Raw genomic sequence first — 23,316 nt, 5'->3', positions numbered from 1 at the left:
ACGACATTTCTTTAGATTTTCTTCATAAAAGATTTACATTTTTAATATTCGTTTACTTTTACATAAACTCACTGCTGAAACGCTTAGTAATGCAGCTATCCCCATCCATGCATATGTGTAGCCTTTTCCATCTACTATATAACCAAACAAAGCAGGTGCAAAGATAATAGCAATTTGATTAAGTGTAAGCGCAAAACTCACTGTTAGGCCTACCAATTCCTCACTTGCAGACTCAGCAACTTCAACCATAAAAAGACTAAACCAACCGATCGCAAAGAACCCTAGCAGTCCGCTCATCACAAACAATGCCTCAAGTGTCATTGTGTTTATACTCATTACAACAACTAAAATTAAGCAAAAAGATATACATACAGTTATTAATAAAGGTGTACGACGATCACCTTTGTAATATGTATCACTTATTGTAGCTAATATAATTCGCCCAATCATTCCTGCAACTAGCATAACTGAAAATACTTTCCCTGCTACAATAGGTGTTATCGATTTTTCAACAGCTAAAAACTTCATAAAATGTCCGACTAATATCATTTGTAAAGAAATCATGCAAATACCTGTAATAAAAATTGGATACAGCTCTTTTTTACATATTACCTTTTTTAACTGCATCCAAAAAGAAATACTTACATTTTCTTGGCTCTTGTGTTCTCGTACGTACGATTCCTTATAAAATATGAAAAACAATAACCCGCCTATTATACATATAGTTGCAATAACATTTATCGTATAAGCTAAACTAAATTTAATTGTAAGCAAAGGGATTATTACTCCTGCTAACGCCCCGCCAATAGGTATACCAGCTTGCCGTATTCCCATAGCTAATCCGCGAATCTCTTTCGGAAACCATTTCAAGATTACTTTACTTCCCCCTGGCTGGGATACACTATAAAAGGTCCCTATTAAAAGAAGAACAAATAATAACCCAATAAATCCCCTTGCCGTATGAGCAAGTAACAGCGCCCCGCCAAGTAATACAGCACTCGCTCCAATTAATATTCTTTCATTATATCGATCAAGTAACCTTCCGGCAAAAAGCATACAAAACAGCGGACCAATATTTACAGCACTTATTAACAACCCAACCTGCATATTCGAAAGTGCATATTTCTCTTTCCAAAATAACGCAAGTACCCCTACTCCATATGTTATAAGTGTTGCACTTGCCTGTGCTACCGTTGCCAAAGTTAACATGATCCATTTATTAGAACTACTGTACTTTTCAATTTTTTCTTCACTTATCAACGTTATCTCCCCCATATCCCTTTCATTGTATGAAGGTTCTGATATCATGTAAAATAAGTGTTAATAATAGAATCCATCAAAAAAATTGATACCTTTTTCGGGGTGATAATAAATGGACATAAAAGATTTAACGGTTTTTTACGAAGTTGCGACAGTAGGAAATATATCTCATGCTGCTAAAAACTTAAACTATGTACAATCAGGTGTAACGATGCGTATAAAACAACTAGAAATTGAGTTAGGTGTGCCTTTATTTTATCGAAATGGAAAAGGCGTTACTTTAACTTCTAACGGAGAAATTTTGTTAACATATGCAAAACAAATCATCCATCTAATCGATCAATCCATTCAAGCTGTTCAAAGTAGCGGAACCGAGCCAAAAGGCACGTTAAAAATCGGGTGTACAGAATCGACAACAGCCGTTCGTCTCCCGCCTATATTAACGACCTATTATGAAAAGTATCCAGAAGTTGAATTGATTCTAGAAACAAATACGACAGACCAATTAACTCAGCTCGTTTTAGAGCGAAAACTAGACGGGGCTCTTATCGCTGGAAATATTCAGCATACTGAACTTCATACACTTTCATTTCGAGAAGAAGAACTCGTTCTCATTAGTAAGACTCCTCTATCTTCCTTTAAAACAATAGAAGAACTGAATTTACTCGCTTTTAGTCAAGGTTGTTATTACAGAAAACTATTAGAAAACTGGCTTCAAGAAGAAGGGATTTCACCTAAAAGAATACTAGAGTTCGGAACAATTGAAGCAATACTTGCATGTGTAAAATCAGGTATGGGCGCGGCTATTATGATGAAATCCATTATTCCAGATTATGAACATGGTGTATCTTTAAATACATTACCAAATCACTTTAAAAAGGTTCCTACTACCTTTATTATTCGAAAAGATATTTTCCACTCAGCTGCCTTGCAAAAATTTATGGAGATGATCAACAATGCGTGAACAGAAAATACGCGGAATGAAACGAAAAACAAAAACTCTTATAAAAAGAATTGAAGACTCTACTAAAGCATTTCCGTCTACTTTCTATAACGATGAATACTGGCATATGCCTTTACCAGGCTCTCAAGCTTTTATCAATTCTAGTACAACACCTAGGAAAGTAAAGCGATTGTGCATTCAAACCCTGTTAAATCAAGCGAATCAATTAATGACAATGAAACCGAACGATACAAATACATATCGAGTCGTTGTTATGATCAAAATAGCAAGCTTATGGAACTCACAAATCATCATATTTAAAAACGATGACTACTTTCAAAATTTTTTCAATAGAGATAACGAATTTCAAAAATGGATTCCCCTCTCCAATGCTTCCGACTTCGGGCATGAATGGAAAATATCAATTTCTAACAGTGTCCAAACATTGCATTTCCAAGAGATAATCAAGGATGAAGATGGATTTAATGATGAAGGAGAACTTTTGTTTATAGGAGAGTTATCATAAAAGGGGAACTGTCAAATGAAAAACTTCCCTTTTTCCACTAAACAACATCGCTATATAATGAATTTAACATTTCACTATATAGGAGATTTTCATATGGTAATCCCTAAATACCCTGAAGTCCCACATCTTACGAAAAAACAAATTGAAGAAATAACCGAAATCGCTTTCCTAAAAGAATCAACACCACAACAGTGTGATGCAATTTTCGTTTTCGGTGGTTCCCATCCTGGTAATTGGCAAGCTCCTTTACATGCTTATCAACAAGGTTTAGGTGCACAAATTATCGTCACAGGTGGTACTAGTTTACATGGAATGAAACATCCAAACTGGAATTATGGAGATTTATCAGAATCAGAAGTAATTGTTAACAAGTTAATTGAACACGGTGTACCGGAAGATGCTATCATTTTCGAGAAAAACTCTCTCCATTCTATCGCAAATGTAATTGAAGCTAAGAAGATCTTTGATTTTACAACAATTAACAGTTTACTATTTGTATGTAAAAGCTTAGGAGCAGGCCGGCAATATAGAGTATTAAAAAAACATTTACCAAAACATATAACTTGTATTCCATATACATTTGATACAAGTTTTGATGGTGATTTTATAATTAATAGATATAATTGGATGGAAAATGAGAAAAGTCGCTCTATGATTTTCGGCGAATACTTGAGAAATGTTTGCTACGGCCGAAAAGGTGGAATTGAACCTCCTGAGAAAGAGATTGAAGGATTAGAAAAATACGTAGTATATTACCAACATCTTGCATAATATTTTTTCAACATAAAAAATATCGGGAAGCCAATATAAAGGCTTCCCGAATATTCTAATGATGCATAAATAACACTAAAATTACTTTTCCTTTTTCATCCCCCCACATTTCAGCAAAGAAACAATACTCTTCTGGGAAATCTTCTAAAGATACTGGTTCATCAGTAAGACAAATATTATTGTGATATTTTGTATCCCAGTCTGCTCTCACATCATCTATTGATTCACGTTCTAAATTACTTTTTCGATCGTCGTAATAATGAGAAATAAACACTTCTTCTATTTCACCGTTAAAAACCATTTGTTTCAGTTCTTCTAATGTAGGATTTTCAGGATATATTTTATTTGAAACTACTATTTCATTATTGTACATTTCCTTACTTTCATTATTTATAAAATAGCCTTTTCTTCTCATAACGCTCAGCCCTTTATATTCATTTTATTATACAGATAAAGCATAGATAGCGGTATATTATCATAGATTTATAGCACTGTTCAAACATTCTTTTACATATTAAGCCAACGCAGACGGCAGCAATAATTGTGGTCCTTCCCCCATGCGCGCCAATACCCAATCATCGTAATACCACATGACTCATATAATCTCCCCTTCTCATTACGTTTCCTGATTGAAAGCCTTATATGATACGAAGTTCTTTACTTTTGAAAAATACCACGCGCAACAATTTCCCATGACTTTTGAAATTCTTCGTTTATCTTCTCTTCTTTCCATCGCTCAGAAAAAGCAGGCTGGTAGAACGGTGATAGGAGTCCAAAAATCGTATGCGCTAAAAATAAACTGTCTTGTTTTTCAATCTCGTTACGCTCTATCCCTTGATTTATAACCTTCTCCAGTTGCCTAACTAATCTTTCTTCATGTTTTTGGATAACAGCATTCTTTTGCTGAACTAACGAACTATTCAATGTAAATAGCTCTTCATTTTCCAGTAACTCTTTCTGTTTAAGTTGGAACAAACATAAGAACCACTCTTGTAAAATCACTGCTGTTTCTCCGTCTTTCCCACTAATTTTCTCAAGTTGATCCGAATACTTTAATAACCATCTTTCTAAAATAGCGTCTCGAAGTGCTGCCTTACTACGAAAATAAGAGTATAAAGCTGCATGACTAACATCAAGTGATTTCGCAATACTAACGAGAGTCGTCCTACTCCATCCGTATTTAATCAATTCCTTTTCCGCTGCATCCAAAACAACATTTCTCGTTAATGCTTTTTCTGTCATTTTTCTCACCGTCCACTTTATTTACATAATAAAATTATCTTCTGTTATTTCAATAACTTACATTTTTTATTATTTGTAAGTTGCAATCAAAAAAATTCATCTTTCAAGTAGGTTATAAGATTAGCACATCCGCTTACGACTTACAATATTTTATTTTTGTAAGTTGTAAGCAATCAAAACACCGCTTTTGAAATACAAGCGGTGTTTTTATATTTAATTACATAATAAACGATTCATTATCTCTTCAAGTAATATACCCGGCTTTACTACCTCATTTTCCGTACGCCATCCAATAAATCCATCTGGTCTTATTACTACCGCTCCTCCATTTTCTATCCCGTATAGTTTTCTAAAAAAGTTACCTTGATCGATAAAATCACCAGTTAAACCTACCTGATACACTTTTATCTTTACTCCTAATCGGGATGAAACAACATTTGCAGCTTCAGTCCAAGTACTAGGCTCTGCTCCAGTAAGTAACACAAAGTTGCTACCAAATAGATCAAGTATAGAAACTTCATTTCCTTCATAAGTTCCCCAAAAATGTGGCGCACGAGTTCCAGGGCGTCCGTTCAAATCAACTATATTCATTCTATGCGGTGTGTTACATTCGTCTATAATTGCTTCTGAGCAATACTGATAGCCAGCAGTGACAGCTAAACTATCCATAGTATTCAAATTACCTTCCTCTCTATTCGCTGCACGAAATAATATACTACTCGCATGGTCCGTCGTTAATTTTGCAACAGGATATCGCTCTTCATGGTATGTTTCTAACAATTTCGGATTTGCTTTCCCTTTTATAACAGCCGCTAATTTCCAAGCTAAATTATGTGCATCTTGTATCCCTGTATTTGAACCGAATCCTCCTGTTGGCGGCATAATATGTGCTGAGTCACCAACTAAAAAGATGCGATTTCCCTGAAATTTCACCGCTGTACTTTCACTCGCTTCCCACGGTAAAACACTTACTATTTCTGGCTTAATATCCATGCTCCCAATTGCAGTTTGAATAATTTGTTTACAGCGTTCTATAGAGAAATCCTCTGGTCGCTCCCCTTTTACTGGATCATAAGCTACATGATAAATCCATTTACTTTCGTTATTGACTGGAATAAGCGCACCAATTACTTCTGGATGTACTATCATAGTAAAACCGAATGCGTCTCCTTTAATAAATTCACTCAAATCCGCTTCAAAATATATGTTCATATAATAACCACCGATTACACCACGGCCCTCGGTTAAAATACCTAGCTGTTCACGTATTTTACTTTTCGCTCCATCTGCTGCGATTACATAATCACAATAAATAAGACACTCTTCCTTCGTTTCACGATTTCGAATAGTTGCTATTACTCCGTTCTCATTTTGCTCATAAGAAACCAGTTCATGATTAAAAGATAGATTTCCGCCTAACTTTTGCGCGTATTGTAACATCATCTCTTCTAAAGTAATTTGATAACAAGCAGTTTGTTTTGATGGGCTAATCTCTTCCACTTTACGAACTAACTTTTCATTATTTTCATACTGTGCCGCCCTTATTTGTTCCAACTCTTCATTCTTTACCTCAGCTATTGTTTGAACCGCAATTCTCCCGTGACAATTCTCTAATGCTTTACCAGCTAATCTAATTCCTTTTTCTAGACCTAATTCTCGAAATAATTCCATTGTGCGAAATGTGATTCCACCTGCTTTCGGATGAATCGCAGTAGACGGATGCCTTTCTATAAGCACATAATCAATGTTATGTTTCGCAAGAAATAATGCAGACGATAATCCTGATAAGCCCCCTCCAACAATTAAAACTGGTACATGTTTTGATTTCATATATTTTCCCTCCACATATATTCTTCTGAGCTCAGTGACATAAATATAATCAAAAAACCAACAAAAATATAGACTTATATTTCATTTTGAATTATCATATAGATAGATTACGCCCCCAATTTCTTTTTTCCTTTTATACAGCTACAACTATGAAGACTGTGTATGAATAAAAGGAAAAAAACAAAAAGAGCCTTCGTTATATAACGAAGGCTCTTTTTGTTTTTTTGACAGTTAAATGGACACAATGTAATGAAGTCCTTACAATAGATTTCAAGGGGATCATTTACAATAAACGTATAATATTTTTAATTAACCTCACACAGAATACATATAAGTACAAGAAAATAATTAAAAACCAATTACAATTCAAATTTCAAAAACACACAAAAAGGAGGAGATACGATGACTAATAAAAACGAAACTGGTTGGAATTTAGAGAGTAGTTATACTGACCTGCCCAAATCATTTTTCACTGAAATCCCCCCAACTCCTGTACACTCACCGGAGTTAATTAAACTAAATAATTCTTTAGCAATATCTCTTGGCGTTAATCCTGAGGAACTAAAAAAGGACGCTGAAATTGCCATTTTAGCTGGTAATACTATTCCAGAAGGAGCTCATCCACTAGCTCAGGCGTATGCTGGACACCAATTTGGTCATTTCAACATGTTAGGAGATGGTCGTGCCCTTTTAATTGGAGAACAAATTACTCCTTCAGGCGAACGGTTTGATATTCAATTGAAAGGTTCCGGTCCAACTCCGTATTCGCGCCGCGGTGATGGCCGTGCCGCACTCGGTCCAATGCTACGTGAGTATATTATTAGTGAAGCGATGTACGCACTTGACATTCCAACTACTCGCAGTTTAGCAGTAGTCTCAACTGGCGAACCAATCTATCGCGAAACAAAGCTACCTGGAGCTATTTTAACAAGAGTTGCAAGCAGTCATATACGCGTTGGAACATTCCAATACGCAGCAGCTCGCGGCTCAATCGAAGATCTCAAAGCGTTAGCTGACTATACGATAAAAAGACATTATCCAGAAATTGAATCTACTGAAAATCCATACGTTTCATTACTACAAGAAGTTATTAAGAGACAAGCAAGCCTCATCGCCAAATGGCAACTCGTCGGCTTCATTCACGGCGTAATGAACACTGACAATATAACGATTAGCGGTGAAACGATTGATTACGGTCCTTGTGCCTTTATGGATAGTTATGACCAAGGAACAGTATTTAGCTCTATTGATGTAAAAGGCCGCTACTCATATGGAAATCAGCCCTATATGGCTGCATGGGACCTTGCACGATTAGCTGAATCTTTAATGCCGATTCTACACGAAGATGAAGAAGAAGCGCTAAAGATTGCACAAGATGAAATTTCAAAGTTTAACGTGCAGTACGAAAACAATTGGTTCCTCGGAATGAAGAAGAAATTAGGACTATTTAGCAATGAAGAGCAAGATCAATCCCTTATTGAGAAACTTTTAAAAGCAATGGAAAAATATAAAGCAGATTATACAAATACATTCCGTGCATTAACTGACACTACATTAGAAAATGCACCTTTATTTGAAAGTCCTGAATTTAAAGAATGGTACGAGCTATGGCAATCTCGGTTAGAAAGACAAAAAGAATCGAAAGATGATGCATACAAATTAATGAAAAATAACAACCCAGTAATCATCCCTCGCAACCACAGAGTAGAAGAAGCACTAGAAGCAGCTGTTAAAAATGGAGACTATAGCGTAATGGAGAAACTTCTTCAAGCTTTAGCAAATCCTTATGAATATTCTCAAGAACAAGCGGATTACTGCACGCCTCCAGCGCCGTCGAATCGCCCTTATAGGACTTTTTGCGGGACGTGATTTAGAGCACTAAGACTGTTTTTCTGCTCCTAATTGTATTATTTATTAGTGTAATTCCCACTAAATTCAAGTACACAATTCGTTATTTTCCATAAAGGAACATTATAAGTAGAAAAGGTGTTTTCATATAAAAACACCTTTTCTACTTTTTTCTCCATCTTTTGAAAAAAAAAAACGTAATTTAATACTCTAGTTTGCGTTTCTTTTATGTATTACATATCGTTAGCATATTCTATGTGATTACAGTTGTATATTATCACCTCTATCAATTTCCTCCCATGCGAAAAAGATACATACACCAAACAAGCTGTCACGAACAAAGGAGAGCTCCTTACTTCCTACCTATTTCTTTCCTAATGCGTTAACTTGGTAACTGTTCTATTAAAATTCTTCTATTCAATCTTCATTTTTTCTTATTATATCCAGGTACATCGATAAGGAACAACTATTCTCGAATATAAAAATCCAGCTATTGTACAAATGTTGATAAAAAATAAAGGAGAAGAGAATGAATCCATTTTAATATAACTAATGAGAATTTGTATGTTCCAATATCTTCACTATATTCCTCAACAATCTTTTATTAAAATTCATTACAATAGTTTAAAATTATGACGGATTACTTTCAACATAATGTGAAGGTAGCTCTAACAACAAAAAACTGGCTTGTAAACCTTTAATGTTTACAAGCCAGTAAGTAATATCAACTAAAGCTAGCACTCTTAAAATAATACTTTAGAGTTGTCTTCCCTCTAAGTATACTAACTCAGGTCTTGTTGGAGACCACCCTTCTCCGTGAGTCGATTGTAACTTATTGACGACAGTATTTGTGGTTGCTGTTTGTTGAATCTTTGGAGTAGTATTTATCGTAAAAACTGTAATACCTGTAACAGCTAAACTCATTACCATTAAACTCAGTTTCTTCATTATTTTAACGCCCCTTTAGCTAAATTTGTTTTTCTTGCTTCAAGACTTAAACAAAAATATTCACTAGACGTTTTATAATCACACACCTCATATAACCTAGCTGCCATCACCTCAGCATATTCTTCTACATAATAAGAAAGATTCTCTTCTTTGAAATAAGAAATCCCTGTAACAATTACCCTTTTTAATTCCTCGATAGTCACATTATTATTTAATGCTTTTAAAATATTGAAATGATGTGTATATTCTTCATTCTCTACTTCTAAACAAAGTTCCAATCCTTTTTCAATAAGGATAGAAGATACATTTGTTTCACCTAACTTAGAATATTCCCTAGCTTGTAAAAAAACAGCTTTGAAATGATTAGGTATTTTCTCTGTTACTTCTGATAAGTGACGGATAGCTAATTCAGAAAGGTTTTGATTTGCATATAGCCACCCTAAGTTGTGCCGCACGAATGAAATTAATCTTTCTTCATTATTTTTTTGTAATAAATTTAATGCAGAATTTAAATGTTCCTCGGCCTGTTCAAACTGTTTTAGAGATACACAACTCATTCCAATAGTATTTTCGCAAGAAGCAGTATTACTTTCATAACCTTGGTGTTTAGAGAAGATATCTTTTGAAATAGTTGCATAGTGAACAGCTAAAAGTGGTTCATTATTATTATGATAGAATAAGGCTAACTTAGATTGAAATTCAGCTTGTTCAATTTCTTCTGGAACGTCTTTCAAAAAAAACTCTGCTTTTTCATAATATTTTTTCGCTTCTTTATAATCTTTAATTATAGTAGCATATACCGCTTTACAAAAATGGTAATAATAAGATAAGAAACCATCCGTCGGAATTTTAAAAGAATCTATTTCGTCAAAGCTTCTCTTTGTGATACTAAATCTATCAACAAGCGTTTTATAACGAAAATCTAGTAAGAAATAATATAATAAATTTTGTTCTTGCAACATTTTATTTGATTCTTGTTTCAAAACATCAATATTTTTATCAATTTCTTGTTTTAAATTAGTTGCTTTTGACAATTGTTGTTGTAACATTGCTTGATACCATTCATTAAGTTGCTTTGTAACCTGTTCGCTTCCCTTCACTGGAATGTTCATAAGATCCCCCTTTTTTGAATATTCTCACATAAATAATAACAAATAGATATTAAGATATAAATATCTCATTAATATTTCTCAACATTTATTTAACATTAAATCCATTAAATTAATCACATGCTGTAAATTTTTTAAAACACTAAAGAAAATTGCCCCCCATAAATACAGCGTCTAAATCACTATAAAAATCTATAAATACAATATATTAACACTTTATAAATGTGTATTCACACTCCACCATTATTTTAAACACCCTTCTTCATCAACCCTGCAATCCCCCTGCTCCCTTCACTCCCAACTTTCTCAAGTTCTTCTACAACTAATTCTCTTCTCTCCACAGAATGATTTTGACTTAACTTCGCTTTTCCTTCTATTTTATTTATCTTTATTTTGAATCCAACTATTCCCCTACTTAATCCTTCCATATAATTTGGATCTACATCGTTCAGTGAGTAGGTGCTCTTTGGATTTTCATATTTATGTACTAAATCTTGAAGAGAATCTATTAATCCCTGTTCATCTTCAACAATTTCTAACTCTCCATATACATGCACCGCAACATAGTTCCATGTTGGTACTGCTTTATTTGTTTCATACCATGACGGAGAAATGTAGCTATGTGGCCCTTGAAAAACAGCTAACACTTGTTGATTTCCACTATCTTTCCACTGCTCATTTGGACGTGCAAAATGACCATATAAAGTAAGTGTTTCCCTATTTAATAATAACGGCAAATGCGTTGCGTACGGTGCTCCGTTATGTTGAGAAAATAAAGTTGCAAAGCTATTTTGTTCAATCATTTCGTACTTCGTCTCTTCATCTTGTATAGTGAAATGTTTTGGTATGTACATAAGCTCCCTCTTTTCTTATCTTCTTGATTGTAATTATTTTATAAGGTCAGTTCATATAGTAAAACCTCTTCTTCAAAAACAATAGGTGGCATTATATGATTTCTGCCACCTTAGTCAATCTTTTTATTTATACAAACTCCCTTATTCAACGATCCTTCATAGCTTTTTCTAATACATATTCAATAAATTCCGTTTTATCTAAGCTATAATTTAAGCGATTTCCCGCCGTTTCTGCTAATTCTTTCTTTAGCTTTCCATATTCAATAACAATGTTTGGATTTCCACGAAGGTAATCACGAAACGCCACATGTCTTCTTAACTCTTCACTATTCTTATCGCATACATATAAATGATGTTCCATCCAAATTGCATTCTTCCCGTCCCTCGGAACATATTGATCCTTTCTCCCAAAAGCTTCTCTCCCCTTAAAACTCCACTCTTCTTGATGAAAATAACCTATTTTTTCAAGTTTCTTTATTATTTTAGGAAAAACATCATAATCTTCTATTACAACATCGACATCTAATATCGGTTTAGAAGCAAGACCTTTAACAGATGTACTCCCAACGTGCTCTATAGAAAAAATGAGTTCTCCCATTACGTTATTAATCAACGTCTGTAATTTACAAAATTCACTTTCCCATTGTGTATTATATTTCTCAACAGTAATAAATTGTTTCAATTGACCACCCTTCTCAAATCACTTTTATAACCTCTGAATATGCGTATCCTTAAAATCAGTTTCATACTTCAATCCATACCCAAGCATTCGATCCATTCCAATATGTGCTGTCCATATTAAACCAATCATTAAAATCGTATCCATCTTTAAATAGACCCCTATTAAAACAAGTAATATTGATATGATATATGTGTGAAATAGATTATAAATTTGTGCACCAACACGTTTGTTAATAGAGTACGCCACCATTGCTAAATCAGGTGCAAAAAGTAATACGATAAATAATAACCAACTAAATCCACATAATGCATATATATAAACCGCAGCTAATAAGACGACCAATCCTTCAAAGTGTATAATTCGTTTCTCCAAAATTCATCATTCCTTATCTGTTAGCTTGAAAATTTTATTCGGATTTAAAATATTTTGCGGATCAAGAGCTTTCTTTATTTTCTCCATTACCAATAATGCCGCACCATGTTCTTCTTCTTGATACTTCTGCTTTCCTATTCCAACGCCATGCTCTCCTGTACAAGTTCCGCCACGCTTAAGAGCATACAGTACAATACTTTCATTTATTTCATCTGCTTTTTTCACTTCGTCTTTATCATTTGGATCAATCATTAAGAGCACGTGAAAATTCCCGTCTCCTACATGGCCAAGAATACCACCAACAAGGCCCACCTTATCTAACGTCTCTTTCGCATTTTGAATCGCGCCAGCTAACTCTGAAATTGGCACACATACATCTGTGCTCATTAGCTTTTTACCAGGATAACTATGAACGTAAGAATAAGCTAAGTTATGTCTTGCATCCCATAATTTATTTCTTGCCGCAGTTTCAGTTTCAAAAGCAACTTCTTTACATTTATGATCAAAAACAATTTCCTTCGTAAACTCGATATCTTGCGTTAGCCCTGCTTCATTTCCGTGAAACTCTAAAAAAAGTGTTGGTTCTTCTCTGTAATTTGTTTCATTGTAATGATTTACTTGTTTCATAGATAATTCATCAACAAGTTCTATTCTCGCAATTGGAATGCCAGCTTGTAGTATGTTAATAACAGCTTCTACTGCATCATTTATAGTTGGAAACGATGCTCTCGCAGCCATAACATGTTCTGGTATGCCGTATACTTTTAATGTTAGCTCTGTAAAGCATCCAAGCGTACCCTCTGATCCTACGAAAATACCATTTAAATGATAACCTGATGATGACTTCGCCGCTAAATTGCCAGTATGTATCACTTGCCCATCAGCAAGCACCACTTCTAAATCACGAACTTGATCACGCATTACGCCATACTTAACCGCTGTCGTTCCGCTCGCATTCGTAGCAGCCATGCCTCCTAACGTTGCATCTGCACCTGGATCTACACTAAAAAACAAACCGTACTTTTTCAATTCTTTATTGAGCTGAGAACGAGTCACTCCTGGTTGTACTTTCACAAGAAAATCTTTCTCTCTTATTTCAAGTATTTTGTTCATTAATGAAAAATCAACTGTAATCCCCTTTTCATAAGGAATTATATGACCTTCTAAACTAGAACCTACTCCAAATGGAATGACAGGTTTTTTATGCTCACTCGCTACTTTCATTATTGCTCTAACCTCTTCCATCGTTTTTGGAAAAACAACTACATCAGGTAAACTACTATTATGGTAAGATTCATCTTTACTATGTAACTCTCTTACTGTCTTATTAACCACTACTTGATCTTCAGGAAGTACATCCTTTAATTCATTTACTAAACGCTCAATTGTTATTTCCATTACATACTCTCCTTTTATATTATTTACTCTACATTAATTATACCATTTTTATACAAAATAATTAGAATAGTTAAATTTATGAAATTTTATATACAAAAAAGAACTTGCAGTATTCCCTACAAGTTCTTTTTTAAAACTATATTTTAGACGATTTTTTCAATAAAATCATAAACCAAACTAAAGTAAATGCCATCATAGAATGAGAGAACCCTACAATATAAGTTAACCCTTTAAAGTCCGCTCCATTTAGTTGAAGAAGTCCTCTCGCTGCTAGCGAACCTAACATTAAAGTTAATGCGATATTATGTAAAATAAACCAGTTATTAAATCCTTTCACTTCATGAAACGCGAATACTTTTGCTAATCCTAAAGCAATTAAAAAGAAGAAAAAGCCAAGTACTAACGTATGCGTATGCAAAAGATTTAATAAAGTAGAGCCTAAAATCCCTTTATATTTTCCATACTCCCTAGCAAATATTCCTGACAATAAACCGATAATCAAATAAGTAAACGATGCATTATATAATTTCTTCATTATGTACCTCCTTAAGTAGAATGTGTAGTGTGTCATATTTAGTAATAATGATAGTTATATAGTAAAAACTCCTAGTTTCCTAGGAGTCATTGTATAAGTATCTCACTCTTTACAATCAATCCTAATTATAAAATATCTTTTTATACAAAACAATCGAACTTTATGTGAACAGTAACTCTCAATTAAAATAACTTGCACTTTTATTTCGCACAATCCATACTAATTGTTATAACTTTTAAAGGGGGTGCAATAGATTGATAGTTCTTGAAACTGAAAGACTCACTCTTCGCTGGCTCGATGTAAAAGATACTCCGTTTATTCTTGAATTAGTAAATGATCCTGCATGGATTCAATTTATTGGTGATAAAGGCATTAAAAACTTAGAAGATGCAAAAAAATACATCTTAAACGGACCCGTCGATATGTACAATAAAATGGGCTTTGGTCTTTACTTAGTTGAACAAAAAGAAGATCTCACTCCACTTGGTATGTGCGGCCTTATTAAAAGAGATTCATTAGAAGATGTTGATATCGGCTTTGCTTTTTTAGAAAAATTCCGTTCAAAAGGGTACGGCTATGAATCAGCTGCTGCAGTAATCGAATACGGTGTACAAAAGCTCGGACTGAAACGAATTGTAGCAATTACTTCTATAGATAATGTTGCTTCAGGCACGCTGTTAGAAAAAGTAGGATTGCGATTCGAAAAAATAATTTCAGACTCAGGAGAAGATCTAAAATTATTCGGGTATAACGCATAACAAAAAAGGGTCGCCATTCATGGCGACCCTTTTTTTCACTTCACTTCTACCGTATAATTCCCTGTTCCACCACCATACTGGTATACATGTAAATAGTACTTCCCTGGATACGTATAGTAACTACCTACTAATTTATTTCCTTGTTGCTGTGCATACGTAACATAATTATTTAAATCTGCTTCTGAATAAAGAACCCAGTTTACTCCGATATTATTTTCCTTCGTTACATTAATTTGAAGGTTTTTCGCAGTTTCTATATTTATTTCAAAGTAATCACTCGTATCACCGTTTCCTAAACTAGCACGTAAAACTTGATTTAACTGCAGTTTATTTGCCGTTTGGAATGAATTATTTGGCTCTTTTTCTACACTGTTATCTTCTTTCTTTTGAACCGTTACACTTGTTGTAGCAGTATTAGTTAATCCTTTATCGTCTGTTACTGTTAATTTCGCCGTATACGTTCCTTCTTTTGTATATACGTGAGTTGGATTTTGTTCATTACTTACTGTACCATCGCCAAACTCCCATTTATAAGAAGCAATTTTCCCATCTTCATCTTTTGATCCATCGCTTTTAAACGAGATTGCTTCATTCACATTTCCGCTATACGGGCCATTAATAACCGCAACTGGCGCTTTATTCACAGCACCTTCTTCTGTATTAATACCGTGGAACACAACATCATATTCAAATTGCCCTGATGCATTTACACGGTAATTCACGAAGTAAGCTGTTACTGTTTTATAGCCTGTCCATTCTTTTGCACTTAAACGTTTTAACGTATCATTAACGTTTTGCGTAATTGTTTTCCAGTCTTCATATTCTCCTTTTGCAGAAGTTCCTGTATATGTTCCTTGCAGTGTAAATGTATTAAAGAATTGTGATTTATTTTTCTTTACTGATACATTACTTAATTTTGCTTCCGCTGTAATTTCTGCGGCAATATCTGAAACTGGTTTCGGTGCATGAGTTGCTAAATAATCATCTGACACTAACGGAACATTATATTTCTCACGATTGTCTACTAACATTTGCATATAGTCTTGATACTCTTTATTTAAATTCGCATCTTTACTTAAAGCAGAGCGGTATGCATCATATGCTGTTACATCATTTTTCCTAATAAGATCATGAATTTTGTCAAACATATCATATCTCTTATTGTACATATATGATTGTAAAGCGAAGGAATAATTATAGAAATCCCACGTTCCATACTTTGCATTTAACGTTCGCTCTGCCGTATAACGTTCTGCTGGATTCGAAGATAGTCCTCCTATAATGCTCTTTCTTGGAACGACGTTGTCCGTTCTCGTTGCCCCTGCAAAAAACTCAGCATTCCCTTCTTCAAACCAGGATAATCTCTCATTTTCATATAATTTACCTTGTCCCCAAAGTCCTGGCACTTCATATCTACCTTGTAAATAATGCGTGAATTCATGTCGGAACAATTCTTCTAAGCTATAAATACTTTCTTCTGGCGTACGTTCATAAGTAAAGAACGTACCTGTTCCTTCTATATAAAGACCGCCGTTATTCGTTTCATACCCGTACAATTGACGATTAAATTGATATTCAGCCGGGCTATTATAAATAACCATCGTTAATACATCATCTGGATTTCCTTTTTCTAACGGTTGGTCACTTTCAACCGTACGATGGAATTGTGCCTTCACTTCTTTCGCTGCCCAATATAAACGTTTAACTTTCTCCTCAGTCACTTTATCTCCCGCTTTTAAAACAATTGCACCATCATCAAACGTATACGTTTTCGGCAAATACTTTTTCTTCCCATCTTCTCGTATTTGATCTAAATTAACAACGTTACCGTTTGCATCTTTCCCGCCATAATTCGTCGTAATTTGCTCAGCTGCTACGAAATATTGCTCACCTAAATAAGGATAGATTTTCATCGCATCTGTTACAACTTGTAATCCTTTTGTCCCTGTACTATGGAATGTGCCGAGTCTACCTGTATAATAAATGCCATTATTAATAAGCCATCCGTTTTTCTCTGTAATCGTTCCCATTAACGCGAATCTACTTAATTCATTAATATAGCTATCTATTTTTTGGTACCATACTGTATCTTTCGGTGCTTTTCTCGTATCGTACAAATACGATTGAATATCGTAATCAACACCTTGCATAATATCGTAAATCGCATTTCCAGCTGAAAGATTATCTACCAATGTAGAAAAATTATCATTATATTGCTTAAAAATCTTTGCAGCCGATGTTATCGTTTCCACATCACTCGAAGCATTTCCTATTAATTTTCCGTATGATGATACAACTTTATTTTGTTCTAACGTACCGAGTTTGAAATTTGGATTGTTCGCAATCGTTTTTAATGCAGGTAAACACTTGTCATGATAGCTACGTTCATTTAGTTTACTTAATTCTGTATTATAAAACCCTAAGTAAAACCCTGATCGCAAAACTTCCACTAATGTCTCAATCCCTTTTGAATCATCCTTAGTATAAACCTGTCCTTGCTGCTTCAATTTATCAATAATTGCCTGCATCCTACTATCATTTTGATAGAATGCAAGACTGTCCTTATTAAACTGAAATAGCCCCGTAATTTGCTCCCAATCGATTGTTACAAGTAAATCTACTAATTGTTGATTGCTTAATTGATTTAATTCAGCAATTGTATAAGTTTTCGCTACAGCTAATTGCTTACTTTCCTTTTTTACTTCAGGCGGTCTTTGCGATAAATCAGCAAATTGTAGCCTTTTCTCAAAAGACTTGCTTTCTAATACTTTCGATGAATGAGCTAATTCTTCCACGGGCAGTTGTACACCAACCGGCTCCATTTTTAGCACATTTCGATATGAAACTTGCTCTCCCTTAGTATCTTCCGCCAATATGCTTCCTTGAAAACTCCCTAACATTAAACTAGCAAAACTTACCCCTACTAAAACTTTTTTTGAATAGCCTTTCATGCTCTCCCCTACCTTACATTTTTTAGTGTCCCACTCCATTATTTTACTATTCTGACTATTTATTCTGTATTGAGAAAAGTAAGGAAAACTCTTACAATTTTAGCTATTCAAAGGAAATTTCATTATTGACTTCCTGTGCAATTTATGTCAAAAAAGGATAAAAAATAGCGAAATTTACACTATTTTTTATCCCTCTTTTTCACTATTATGATTTTAACTTTATAAACGTAACTTCTGGTAACGATTGCATATGTTGAATGAAGGTATTTTTTTCTTTTGCTGATATATTTTTTAGTTGCATCCCTACTTTATAGATTACTCTTTCCTCTTGCTGTAAAACATCAACTTCATATGAAAGGATTGGAATACCTTTCACTTGTAGCGTTTCTAATATTTGTTGTACCGCTTCGTGTTTATTAATACAAATTTGCACGGTTATATTTTGCGGAAATAAAAATTGCACCTTAAAAATACGACTTACAATCTCTAAACCAATTAAAACGAGAATCGTAGCTCCAACCCCTACTACATACATACCTGCTCCAATTGCTAATCCAATTCCTGCTGTGGCCCATAAACCAGCCGCTGTCGTTAATCCTTTCACCGCCTGCTTTTGAATAATAATTGTACCTGCACCTAAAAACCCCACTCCACTAACAACTTGCGCTGCGATCCGGCTCGGATCAAGAGACATATGATCTTCAAATACAATATCTGAAAAGGCATATTTCGAAACAACCATTATTAAAGCACTCCCTACCGCTACGAGGAAATGAGTCTTTAATCCAGCTTCTTTTGATCGAATTTCCCTTTCCATACCGATTATCGCCCCTAATAAACCGGCAACACCGATTCGTATAATAAAATCAATATGTAAGCTCACGAGCACTTCCCCCCTTTCATTCATTATAGATAGATAAAACAAAAATTATCACTTGCATCTATCCATCAACATAAAAGCATTTTATTAAAATACATTTAATATCCCAGTAGATTTATGTTAATATTTTAAATATTAACATAAATAAAACAACCTACTTTTCATACAAAAATCTTCAAAGTTCAACGTGTAACTTACTTTCAGTTGAAAATGGCATATGAAATGAGGTTGAGAAAGTTATAAATCACTTGCTTTTTATACTGAAATTTTGTTGAAATAAAACATAAATAAAAGGAGCTTACAAACGATGAATGTATCTTTAATTACACCTACTACCGATTTACAAGAAGAATACTTAGATTTTTATAACGAATGGAAAGATAGCGGTGAAACGATGATTCCATGGGTTATTTCAAAAAATCCTTCTAATTTCACGGCAATGATTCAAGAATTACACGATGCACATAACGGAATAAATATTCCTGAAACTTGGGTACCAGATTCTACTTATTGGCTTGTTACAAATGAAAATAAAATTGTAGGAGCTGTTAATATTCGTCATAGTTTGACGGAGCATTTATTTAATGCTGGAGGCCATATCGGTTATGGTATTCGCCCTTCTGAAAGAAGAAAAGGTTATGCTACAAAGTTACTAGAGTTATCATTAGAAAAAACGAAAGAATTAAACATCACGAAAGCACTTGTCGTTTGCGACGAAGTGAATACTGCTTCAGAGAAAACGATTTTACATAACGGCGGTCTCCGTGATGATGATTTCACTGAAGAAGATGGGAATGTTGTAAGAAGGTATTGGATTGATCTATAAATAATCAAAAACAAGCCAGAAAGTGATTAAACACTTTCTGGCTTGTTTTATACTGCTTCTATTTCAAACTGCACTGTAATACCACTTGGATCTACTACAGTAAATCCATTTGTAGTTTCATTTATTTCATGTTGTTTTTCTATTAATCTTTCTTTCACTTCATCTAACGCTTCTTTATGCGGTAGTACTATCGTATACACTTTTAGTCCAGTTGCATGTGCTGGTGGATGTGGATTATTTACCCCGTTCCACGTATTTGCACCAATATGGTGATGATAGCCTCCTGCCGAAATAAATAAGCAATCATCTTCACGCTGTTGTACTTCAAAACCTACTGTATCTACATAAAACTCATGTGACTTTTCTACATCAGCTATTCGTAAATGGACGTGCCCAACGACAGTGTCAGCAGGTAAACCATCAAACCCATAATTAACGAGCGTTGCCAGTTCTTTTAAATCTAGTGGCGTACTTCCCCCTGGCCCTTCTCCCCATTGACCTCGAGGGCGATCTGCATAAATCTCGATACCATTCCCCTCTAAATCTTGTAAATAAAACGCCTCACTATACGTATGATCACTTGCACTATTAAATCTTGAAATTGGCAAAATTTCATTTGAATATGTATAACGCCCTTCTTGCTCAGCCGGACTATCAATTACCTTTTTATTGCGAATAACACCAAATAGTGCCGAAGCAAAAGCTTCACGAGTCGGAACTAAAAAGGCTACGTGATATATACCCGTCGTACGCGGTTCTTGTAGCGCTGCATCTTCCAACTGCTCAAGAACAAGTAACGTATTCTTACCACCTTTTCCTGTTAAATATGCTTTATTCCCCTCTTGCTTACTTACCTCTAACCCTACTACATTCTCATAGAAAGCAATTTGACGCTCTAGATCTTTTACTTTAAATGCAACATGACCAATACGTGTTTTCGGATGAATTTGTACCATGAATAACGTCCTCTCCAGTTCCCTTTAGTTTTTTTATGTAAGTTGATAGGCAATAGGCCCATTCAACGAATACACCTTAATTTTGTTTTTTTGTAGCATCAACTTTTAGCCATTTTTTCGATATGTCACTTAATGTTCCATCTTGCTCTAATTCTTTTAACGCCTTGTTTATATCTTCTAACTTTTCACTCTTTTTTGCAAATGGAAATGCTATCTCTCCCCATTCAAGTGGACCAAATCCAACTTTCACATTATCTAGTTTCGCCTTTGTTATTGTTGTTTCTACTTGAACTTTATCATTATAATAAGCATCGACGCGTCCAAGCCCTACTTCATTCAATTCCGCTGTTGGATCCTCTGAGAACGTTTTAATTGTAAAAGCATTATTTTTATTTAAAGCCTTTAACTCTTGTTCTCCTGCTGTACCAAGCCCAACACCTACAGTCTTACCTTTTAGATCTTCTAACGATTTAATTGTATTATTATCTTTCTTCACCGCGAAAACAGAGCCTGAATACACGTATGGAATTGAAAAATCATATTTCTTTTTTCTTTCCGTAGAAACGGATAATTCATTTGCAATTGTATCAATACGGCCTGAATCTAATAAACCGAATAATCCTTCAAAATCAGAAACATTCCATTCTACTTTATATCCAGCTTTTTTAACAGCCGCTTCAATAATTTCAGCATCAAAACCTTTTACTTTCTCACCTTCTTTAAATATAAATGGACTACGGCCTGCAGAAGTCCCAACTTTCACTACTTTTTCATCTGTCTTTTTACTTGCTGTGTCCGAACCACAAGCAGACAAAACTCCAACTGATACTGTTAATGCTAATGTTAGTAATAATGATGATTTCCTCATAACTCTTCCTCCTAAATAACGAAATGATTGCCTTCTTCAGAAGCATTTAATTGCCTTAAAAACTTTTTCGTACGTTCATTTTGCGGATTTCGGAAAATCTCTTCTGGTGTTCCTTGTTCTACAATAATTCCATCAGCCATAAATATAATGCGATCCGCCACCTCCTTTGCAAAATTCATTTCATGTGTAACAATAACCATCGTTATATGCTGTCTTGCCAAATCTTTAATAACTAGCAATACCTCATTAACTAATTCTGGATCAAGCGCTGAAATCGGTTCATCAAACAATAATACAGCTGGATTTAAAGCCATTGCCCTAGCAATCCCTATCCTTTGCTGTTGCCCACCTGATAACATTGTCGGATAAAATTTTTCTTTATCAGCTAAGCCCACTTGTTTTAATATTTCTCTCGCTATTCTCTTTGCCTCTTCTTCACTCTTTTTCTGCACAACTGTTAATGGCGTTGTAATATTTTGCAATGCTGTTTTATTTTTAAATAAATTATAGTTTTGAAAAACCATTGCTGTTTTTTGCCGTAATTTTATTATTTCTTTTTGATAAAGTTTCTTCGTATGAATCTCTAAATCTTCAATTCTAATACTGCCATCATCCGGTTGTTCTAATAAATTTAAACATCGTAGTAATGTCGATTTTCCTGAACCAGAAGGTCCAATAATTACTACCACTTCCCCTTTTTTGACAGTAAGTGAGATTCCTTTCAGCACTTCATTATGTTTGTAAGATTTATACAAATCTTTTAGCTCAATCACATATATCACCTCATTTCTCTTATAAATACGGTGCATCAAGTTTCTTCTCCAACTTTTTCTGTCCCCAGCTGATTACGATTGTAATAATCCAATACACAATCGCTACCGCTAAATAACTTTCCATATAACGATACGATTGCGCAGCTAGCATTTTCGCTTGTGCTAATATTTCAGCCACTCCAAGTGCAAAAGATAACGAAGATTCTTTTAACAATCCAACAAAATTATTTCCAAGTGACGGCACTGCTACACGAATAGCCTGCGGAAAGATAATTTGTCGCATCGCTTGTGCTTTTGTCATTCCAACTGATAAACAAGCATCCATTTGCCCGGTTTCTACAGCATTTAATGAACCTCGAATGATTTCTGACAAATAAGCAGCATTATTTAAACTGAGGCCAATTAAAGTTGCTTGCATAGCTGTAAGCACTGTAAAAGCTGGAGATATTTGTGGCAAACCGAAATACAACACAAACAATTGAACTAATAACGGTGTTCCTCTAAAGAAAGAGATATACACCCTGGCAATTGGATATAAAAATTTCGTTTTGTTTTTTGTAATGATCGCCAAGCCCACTCCTATAACGAAAGAAATAATCATTGAAACAACAGTAATCCCTAAAGTTATGTATACATATTTAAATAATTGCGGAAAACTTTCTAAAAAATACGTTACATCAAATTTCACCCTATCCCCCCTCTCTAAACAAAAAACTCTTCTTACGCATATAAGAAGAGTTGAATGTTAATCCATTTCCCTTCATCTTCCAAACGTCTTTTACGTTTGCTGGAATTAGCACAGTGCTTTTTTAGCCTGTTGCTGAGATTTCATCGGGCCAGTCCCTCCATCTCTCTTGATAAGAAAACTAATAAATTTTTCCATTTATTTAGTTGTTATTATGAAGAATACAGCCGAATTAAAAGAATGTCAATAGGAAAACTAAGAATTAAGTCCCGCTCTTTTTCGGACATACTAGTAATACATC

23 protein-coding genes and 1 riboswitch are annotated in these 23,316 nt (G+C 34.4%); of the genes, 6 read left to right on the top strand and 17 right to left on the bottom strand.

The genetic code is table 11. From position 1 onward, the window contains the following. Positions 1-33: 33 nt before the first annotated feature. Complete coding sequence (locus tag MKX77_RS07400) at positions 34-1,260, bottom strand: MFS transporter (protein ID WP_341306181.1); 1,227 nt, start codon at positions 1,258-1,260, stop codon at positions 34-36. A gap of 112 nt (positions 1,261-1,372) precedes the next feature. On the opposite strand from MKX77_RS07400, the gene MKX77_RS07395 reads away from it, so the two are divergent. The 3 genes from MKX77_RS07395 (at position 1,373) to MKX77_RS07385 (ending at position 3,500) form a co-directional block, all read left to right on the top strand. Continuing rightward, positions 1,373-2,224 (top strand): LysR family transcriptional regulator, encoded by an 852-nt coding sequence (locus MKX77_RS07395; RefSeq protein WP_341306180.1) that lies wholly within the window; start codon positions 1,373-1,375, stop codon positions 2,222-2,224. Further along, entirely contained in the window at positions 2,217-2,729 is a 513-nt protein-coding gene (locus MKX77_RS07390) for a DUF3916 domain-containing protein (protein ID WP_341306179.1), read from the top strand. The genes MKX77_RS07395 and MKX77_RS07390 overlap by 8 nt, the downstream gene beginning before the upstream one ends. A 93-nt stretch (positions 2,730-2,822) precedes the next feature. Then, positions 2,823-3,500 (top strand): YdcF family protein, encoded by a 678-nt coding sequence (locus MKX77_RS07385; RefSeq protein ID WP_002167869.1) that lies wholly within the window; start codon positions 2,823-2,825, stop codon positions 3,498-3,500. 55 nt (positions 3,501-3,555) lie between these two features. On the opposite strand, the gene MKX77_RS07380 is transcribed toward MKX77_RS07385, so the two are convergent. The 3 genes from MKX77_RS07380 to MKX77_RS07370 form a co-directional block, all read right to left on the bottom strand. Then, a complete protein-coding gene (locus MKX77_RS07380; RefSeq protein ID WP_341306178.1) occupies positions 3,556-3,915 on the bottom strand; it encodes a hypothetical protein in 360 nt (119 codons plus the stop codon). Positions 3,916-4,157: 242 nt separating this feature from the next. Then, positions 4,158-4,742 carry a TetR/AcrR family transcriptional regulator gene (locus MKX77_RS07375; protein ID WP_341306177.1) on the bottom strand — a complete coding sequence of 195 codons (585 nt, stop codon included), beginning with the start codon at positions 4,740-4,742 and terminating at the stop codon, positions 4,158-4,160. A 213-nt stretch (positions 4,743-4,955) separates the two neighbouring features. After that, positions 4,956-6,572: an FAD-dependent oxidoreductase gene (locus MKX77_RS07370; RefSeq protein ID WP_341306176.1), complete on the bottom strand. Its 1,617-nt coding sequence runs from the start codon at positions 6,570-6,572 to the stop codon at positions 4,956-4,958. A gap of 402 nt (positions 6,573-6,974) precedes the next feature. On the opposite strand from MKX77_RS07370, the gene MKX77_RS07365 reads away from it, so the two are divergent. Further along, positions 6,975-8,441 (top strand): protein adenylyltransferase SelO, encoded by a 1,467-nt coding sequence (locus MKX77_RS07365; RefSeq protein ID WP_341306175.1) that lies wholly within the window; start codon positions 6,975-6,977, stop codon positions 8,439-8,441. Positions 8,442-9,176: 735 nt separating this feature from the next. On the opposite strand, the gene MKX77_RS07360 is transcribed toward MKX77_RS07365, so the two are convergent. The 7 genes from MKX77_RS07360 to MKX77_RS07330 form a co-directional block, all read right to left on the bottom strand. Continuing rightward, on the bottom strand, positions 9,177-9,368 hold the full coding sequence (locus tag MKX77_RS07360) for a Phr family secreted Rap phosphatase inhibitor (protein ID WP_341306174.1): 192 nt from the start codon (positions 9,366-9,368) through the stop codon (positions 9,177-9,179). Continuing rightward, complete coding sequence (locus MKX77_RS07355) at positions 9,368-10,480, bottom strand: response regulator aspartate phosphatase (protein WP_002014173.1); 1,113 nt, start codon at positions 10,478-10,480, stop codon at positions 9,368-9,370. Before MKX77_RS07355 ends, MKX77_RS07360 begins: the two co-directional genes overlap by 1 nt. A gap of 245 nt (positions 10,481-10,725) precedes the next feature. Beyond that, positions 10,726-11,331 carry an FMN-binding negative transcriptional regulator gene (locus MKX77_RS07350; protein WP_341306173.1) on the bottom strand — a complete coding sequence of 202 codons (606 nt, stop codon included), beginning with the start codon at positions 11,329-11,331 and terminating at the stop codon, positions 10,726-10,728. Positions 11,332-11,476: 145 nt separating this feature from the next. Further along, the gene (locus MKX77_RS07345; protein WP_341306172.1) at positions 11,477-12,013 is read right to left on the bottom strand and encodes a GrpB family protein; all 537 of its coding nucleotides are present in this window, start codon (positions 12,011-12,013) and stop codon (positions 11,477-11,479) included. 24 nt (positions 12,014-12,037) lie between these two features. After that, positions 12,038-12,385: a DUF4260 domain-containing protein gene (locus MKX77_RS07340; protein ID WP_088293383.1), complete on the bottom strand. Its 348-nt coding sequence runs from the start codon at positions 12,383-12,385 to the stop codon at positions 12,038-12,040. A gap of 6 nt (positions 12,386-12,391) precedes the next feature. Beyond that, positions 12,392-13,783 (bottom strand): FAD-binding oxidoreductase, encoded by a 1,392-nt coding sequence (locus tag MKX77_RS07335; RefSeq protein ID WP_002128446.1) that lies wholly within the window; start codon positions 13,781-13,783, stop codon positions 12,392-12,394. 136 nt (positions 13,784-13,919) lie between these two features. After that, entirely contained in the window at positions 13,920-14,318 is a 399-nt protein-coding gene (locus MKX77_RS07330; RefSeq protein ID WP_002033617.1) for a DUF2871 family protein, read from the bottom strand. Between the two features lie 254 nt (positions 14,319-14,572). Here MKX77_RS07330 and MKX77_RS07325 point away from each other — a divergent pair, with 254 nt between their 5' ends. Further along, entirely contained in the window at positions 14,573-15,076 is a 504-nt protein-coding gene (locus MKX77_RS07325; protein WP_341306171.1) for a GNAT family N-acetyltransferase, read from the top strand. A 35-nt stretch (positions 15,077-15,111) separates the two neighbouring features. On the opposite strand, the gene colA is transcribed toward MKX77_RS07325, so the two are convergent. After that, the gene (colA, locus tag MKX77_RS07320) at positions 15,112-18,027 is read right to left on the bottom strand and encodes a collagenase ColA (protein WP_341306170.1); all 2,916 of its coding nucleotides are present in this window, start codon (positions 18,025-18,027) and stop codon (positions 15,112-15,114) included. Positions 18,028-18,232: 205 nt separating this feature from the next. Next, positions 18,233-18,910, bottom strand: coding sequence for an MgtC/SapB family protein (locus tag MKX77_RS07315; RefSeq protein ID WP_341306169.1), 678 nt, complete (start codon positions 18,908-18,910; stop codon positions 18,233-18,235). Between the two features lie 304 nt (positions 18,911-19,214). Here MKX77_RS07315 and MKX77_RS07310 point away from each other — a divergent pair, with 304 nt between their 5' ends. After that, on the top strand, positions 19,215-19,733 hold the full coding sequence (locus MKX77_RS07310) for a GNAT family N-acetyltransferase (RefSeq protein ID WP_341306168.1): 519 nt from the start codon (positions 19,215-19,217) through the stop codon (positions 19,731-19,733). A 47-nt stretch (positions 19,734-19,780) separates the two neighbouring features. Here the strand turns inward: MKX77_RS07310 and MKX77_RS07305 are convergent, their stop codons facing one another. The 4 genes from MKX77_RS07305 to MKX77_RS07290 form a co-directional block, all read right to left on the bottom strand. Further along, positions 19,781-20,689: a VOC family protein gene (locus MKX77_RS07305; protein ID WP_341306167.1), complete on the bottom strand. Its 909-nt coding sequence runs from the start codon at positions 20,687-20,689 to the stop codon at positions 19,781-19,783. A gap of 76 nt (positions 20,690-20,765) precedes the next feature. Next, complete coding sequence (locus tag MKX77_RS07300; RefSeq protein WP_341306166.1) at positions 20,766-21,557, bottom strand: amino acid ABC transporter substrate-binding protein; 792 nt, start codon at positions 21,555-21,557, stop codon at positions 20,766-20,768. 11 nt (positions 21,558-21,568) lie between these two features. Then, positions 21,569-22,330, bottom strand: coding sequence for an amino acid ABC transporter ATP-binding protein (locus MKX77_RS07295; RefSeq protein WP_341306165.1), 762 nt, complete (start codon positions 22,328-22,330; stop codon positions 21,569-21,571). 19 nt (positions 22,331-22,349) lie between these two features. After that, positions 22,350-23,018 (bottom strand): amino acid ABC transporter permease, encoded by a 669-nt coding sequence (locus MKX77_RS07290; RefSeq protein ID WP_341306164.1) that lies wholly within the window; start codon positions 23,016-23,018, stop codon positions 22,350-22,352. Positions 23,019-23,087: 69 nt separating this feature from the next. Continuing rightward, positions 23,088-23,194, bottom strand: a riboswitch (SAM riboswitch). Between the last annotated feature and the right edge of the window lie 122 nt (positions 23,195-23,316).

Origin of the sequence: Bacillus sp. FSL R9-9410 (assembly GCF_038050385.1) — a bacterium.
Classification (GTDB): domain Bacteria; phylum Bacillota; class Bacilli; order Bacillales; family Bacillaceae_G; genus Bacillus_A; species Bacillus_A cereus_U.
Note: the sequence above shows the minus strand (reverse complement) of the source record. Positions and strands in the feature narration are given on the sequence as shown.

Excerpts from the sequence above, each read along its gene's own strand:
- MKX77_RS07395 (WP_341306180.1), top strand. The coding sequence starts at position 1,373 with ATGGACATAAAAGATTTAACGGTTTTTTACGAAGTTGCGACAGTAGGA.
- MKX77_RS07385 (WP_002167869.1), top strand. The coding sequence starts at position 2,823 with ATGGTAATCCCTAAATACCCTGAAGTCCCACATCTTACGAAAAAACAA.
- MKX77_RS07360 (WP_341306174.1), bottom strand. The coding sequence starts at position 9,368 with ATGAAGAAACTGAGTTTAATGGTAATGAGTTTAGCTGTTACAGGTATT.
- MKX77_RS07335 (WP_002128446.1), bottom strand. The coding sequence starts at position 13,783 with ATGGAAATAACAATTGAGCGTTTAGTAAATGAATTAAAGGATGTACTT.
- MKX77_RS07365 (WP_341306175.1), top strand. The coding sequence starts at position 6,975 with ATGACTAATAAAAACGAAACTGGTTGGAATTTAGAGAGTAGTTATACT.
- MKX77_RS07330 (WP_002033617.1), bottom strand. The coding sequence starts at position 14,318 with ATGAAGAAATTATATAATGCATCGTTTACTTATTTGATTATCGGTTTA.
- MKX77_RS07300 (WP_341306166.1), bottom strand. The coding sequence starts at position 21,557 with ATGAGGAAATCATCATTATTACTAACATTAGCATTAACAGTATCAGTT.
- colA (WP_341306170.1), bottom strand. The coding sequence starts at position 18,027 with ATGAAAGGCTATTCAAAAAAAGTTTTAGTAGGGGTAAGTTTTGCTAGT.
- MKX77_RS07390 (WP_341306179.1), top strand. The coding sequence starts at position 2,217 with ATGCGTGAACAGAAAATACGCGGAATGAAACGAAAAACAAAAACTCTT.
- MKX77_RS07375 (WP_341306177.1), bottom strand. The coding sequence starts at position 4,742 with ATGACAGAAAAAGCATTAACGAGAAATGTTGTTTTGGATGCAGCGGAA.
- MKX77_RS07370 (WP_341306176.1), bottom strand. The coding sequence starts at position 6,572 with ATGAAATCAAAACATGTACCAGTTTTAATTGTTGGAGGGGGCTTATCA.
- MKX77_RS07310 (WP_341306168.1), top strand. The coding sequence starts at position 19,215 with ATGAATGTATCTTTAATTACACCTACTACCGATTTACAAGAAGAATAC.
- MKX77_RS07350 (WP_341306173.1), bottom strand. The coding sequence starts at position 11,331 with ATGTACATACCAAAACATTTCACTATACAAGATGAAGAGACGAAGTAC.
- MKX77_RS07380 (WP_341306178.1), bottom strand. The coding sequence starts at position 3,915 with ATGAGAAGAAAAGGCTATTTTATAAATAATGAAAGTAAGGAAATGTAC.
- MKX77_RS07355 (WP_002014173.1), bottom strand. The coding sequence starts at position 10,480 with ATGAACATTCCAGTGAAGGGAAGCGAACAGGTTACAAAGCAACTTAAT.
- MKX77_RS07305 (WP_341306167.1), bottom strand. The coding sequence starts at position 20,689 with ATGGTACAAATTCATCCGAAAACACGTATTGGTCATGTTGCATTTAAA.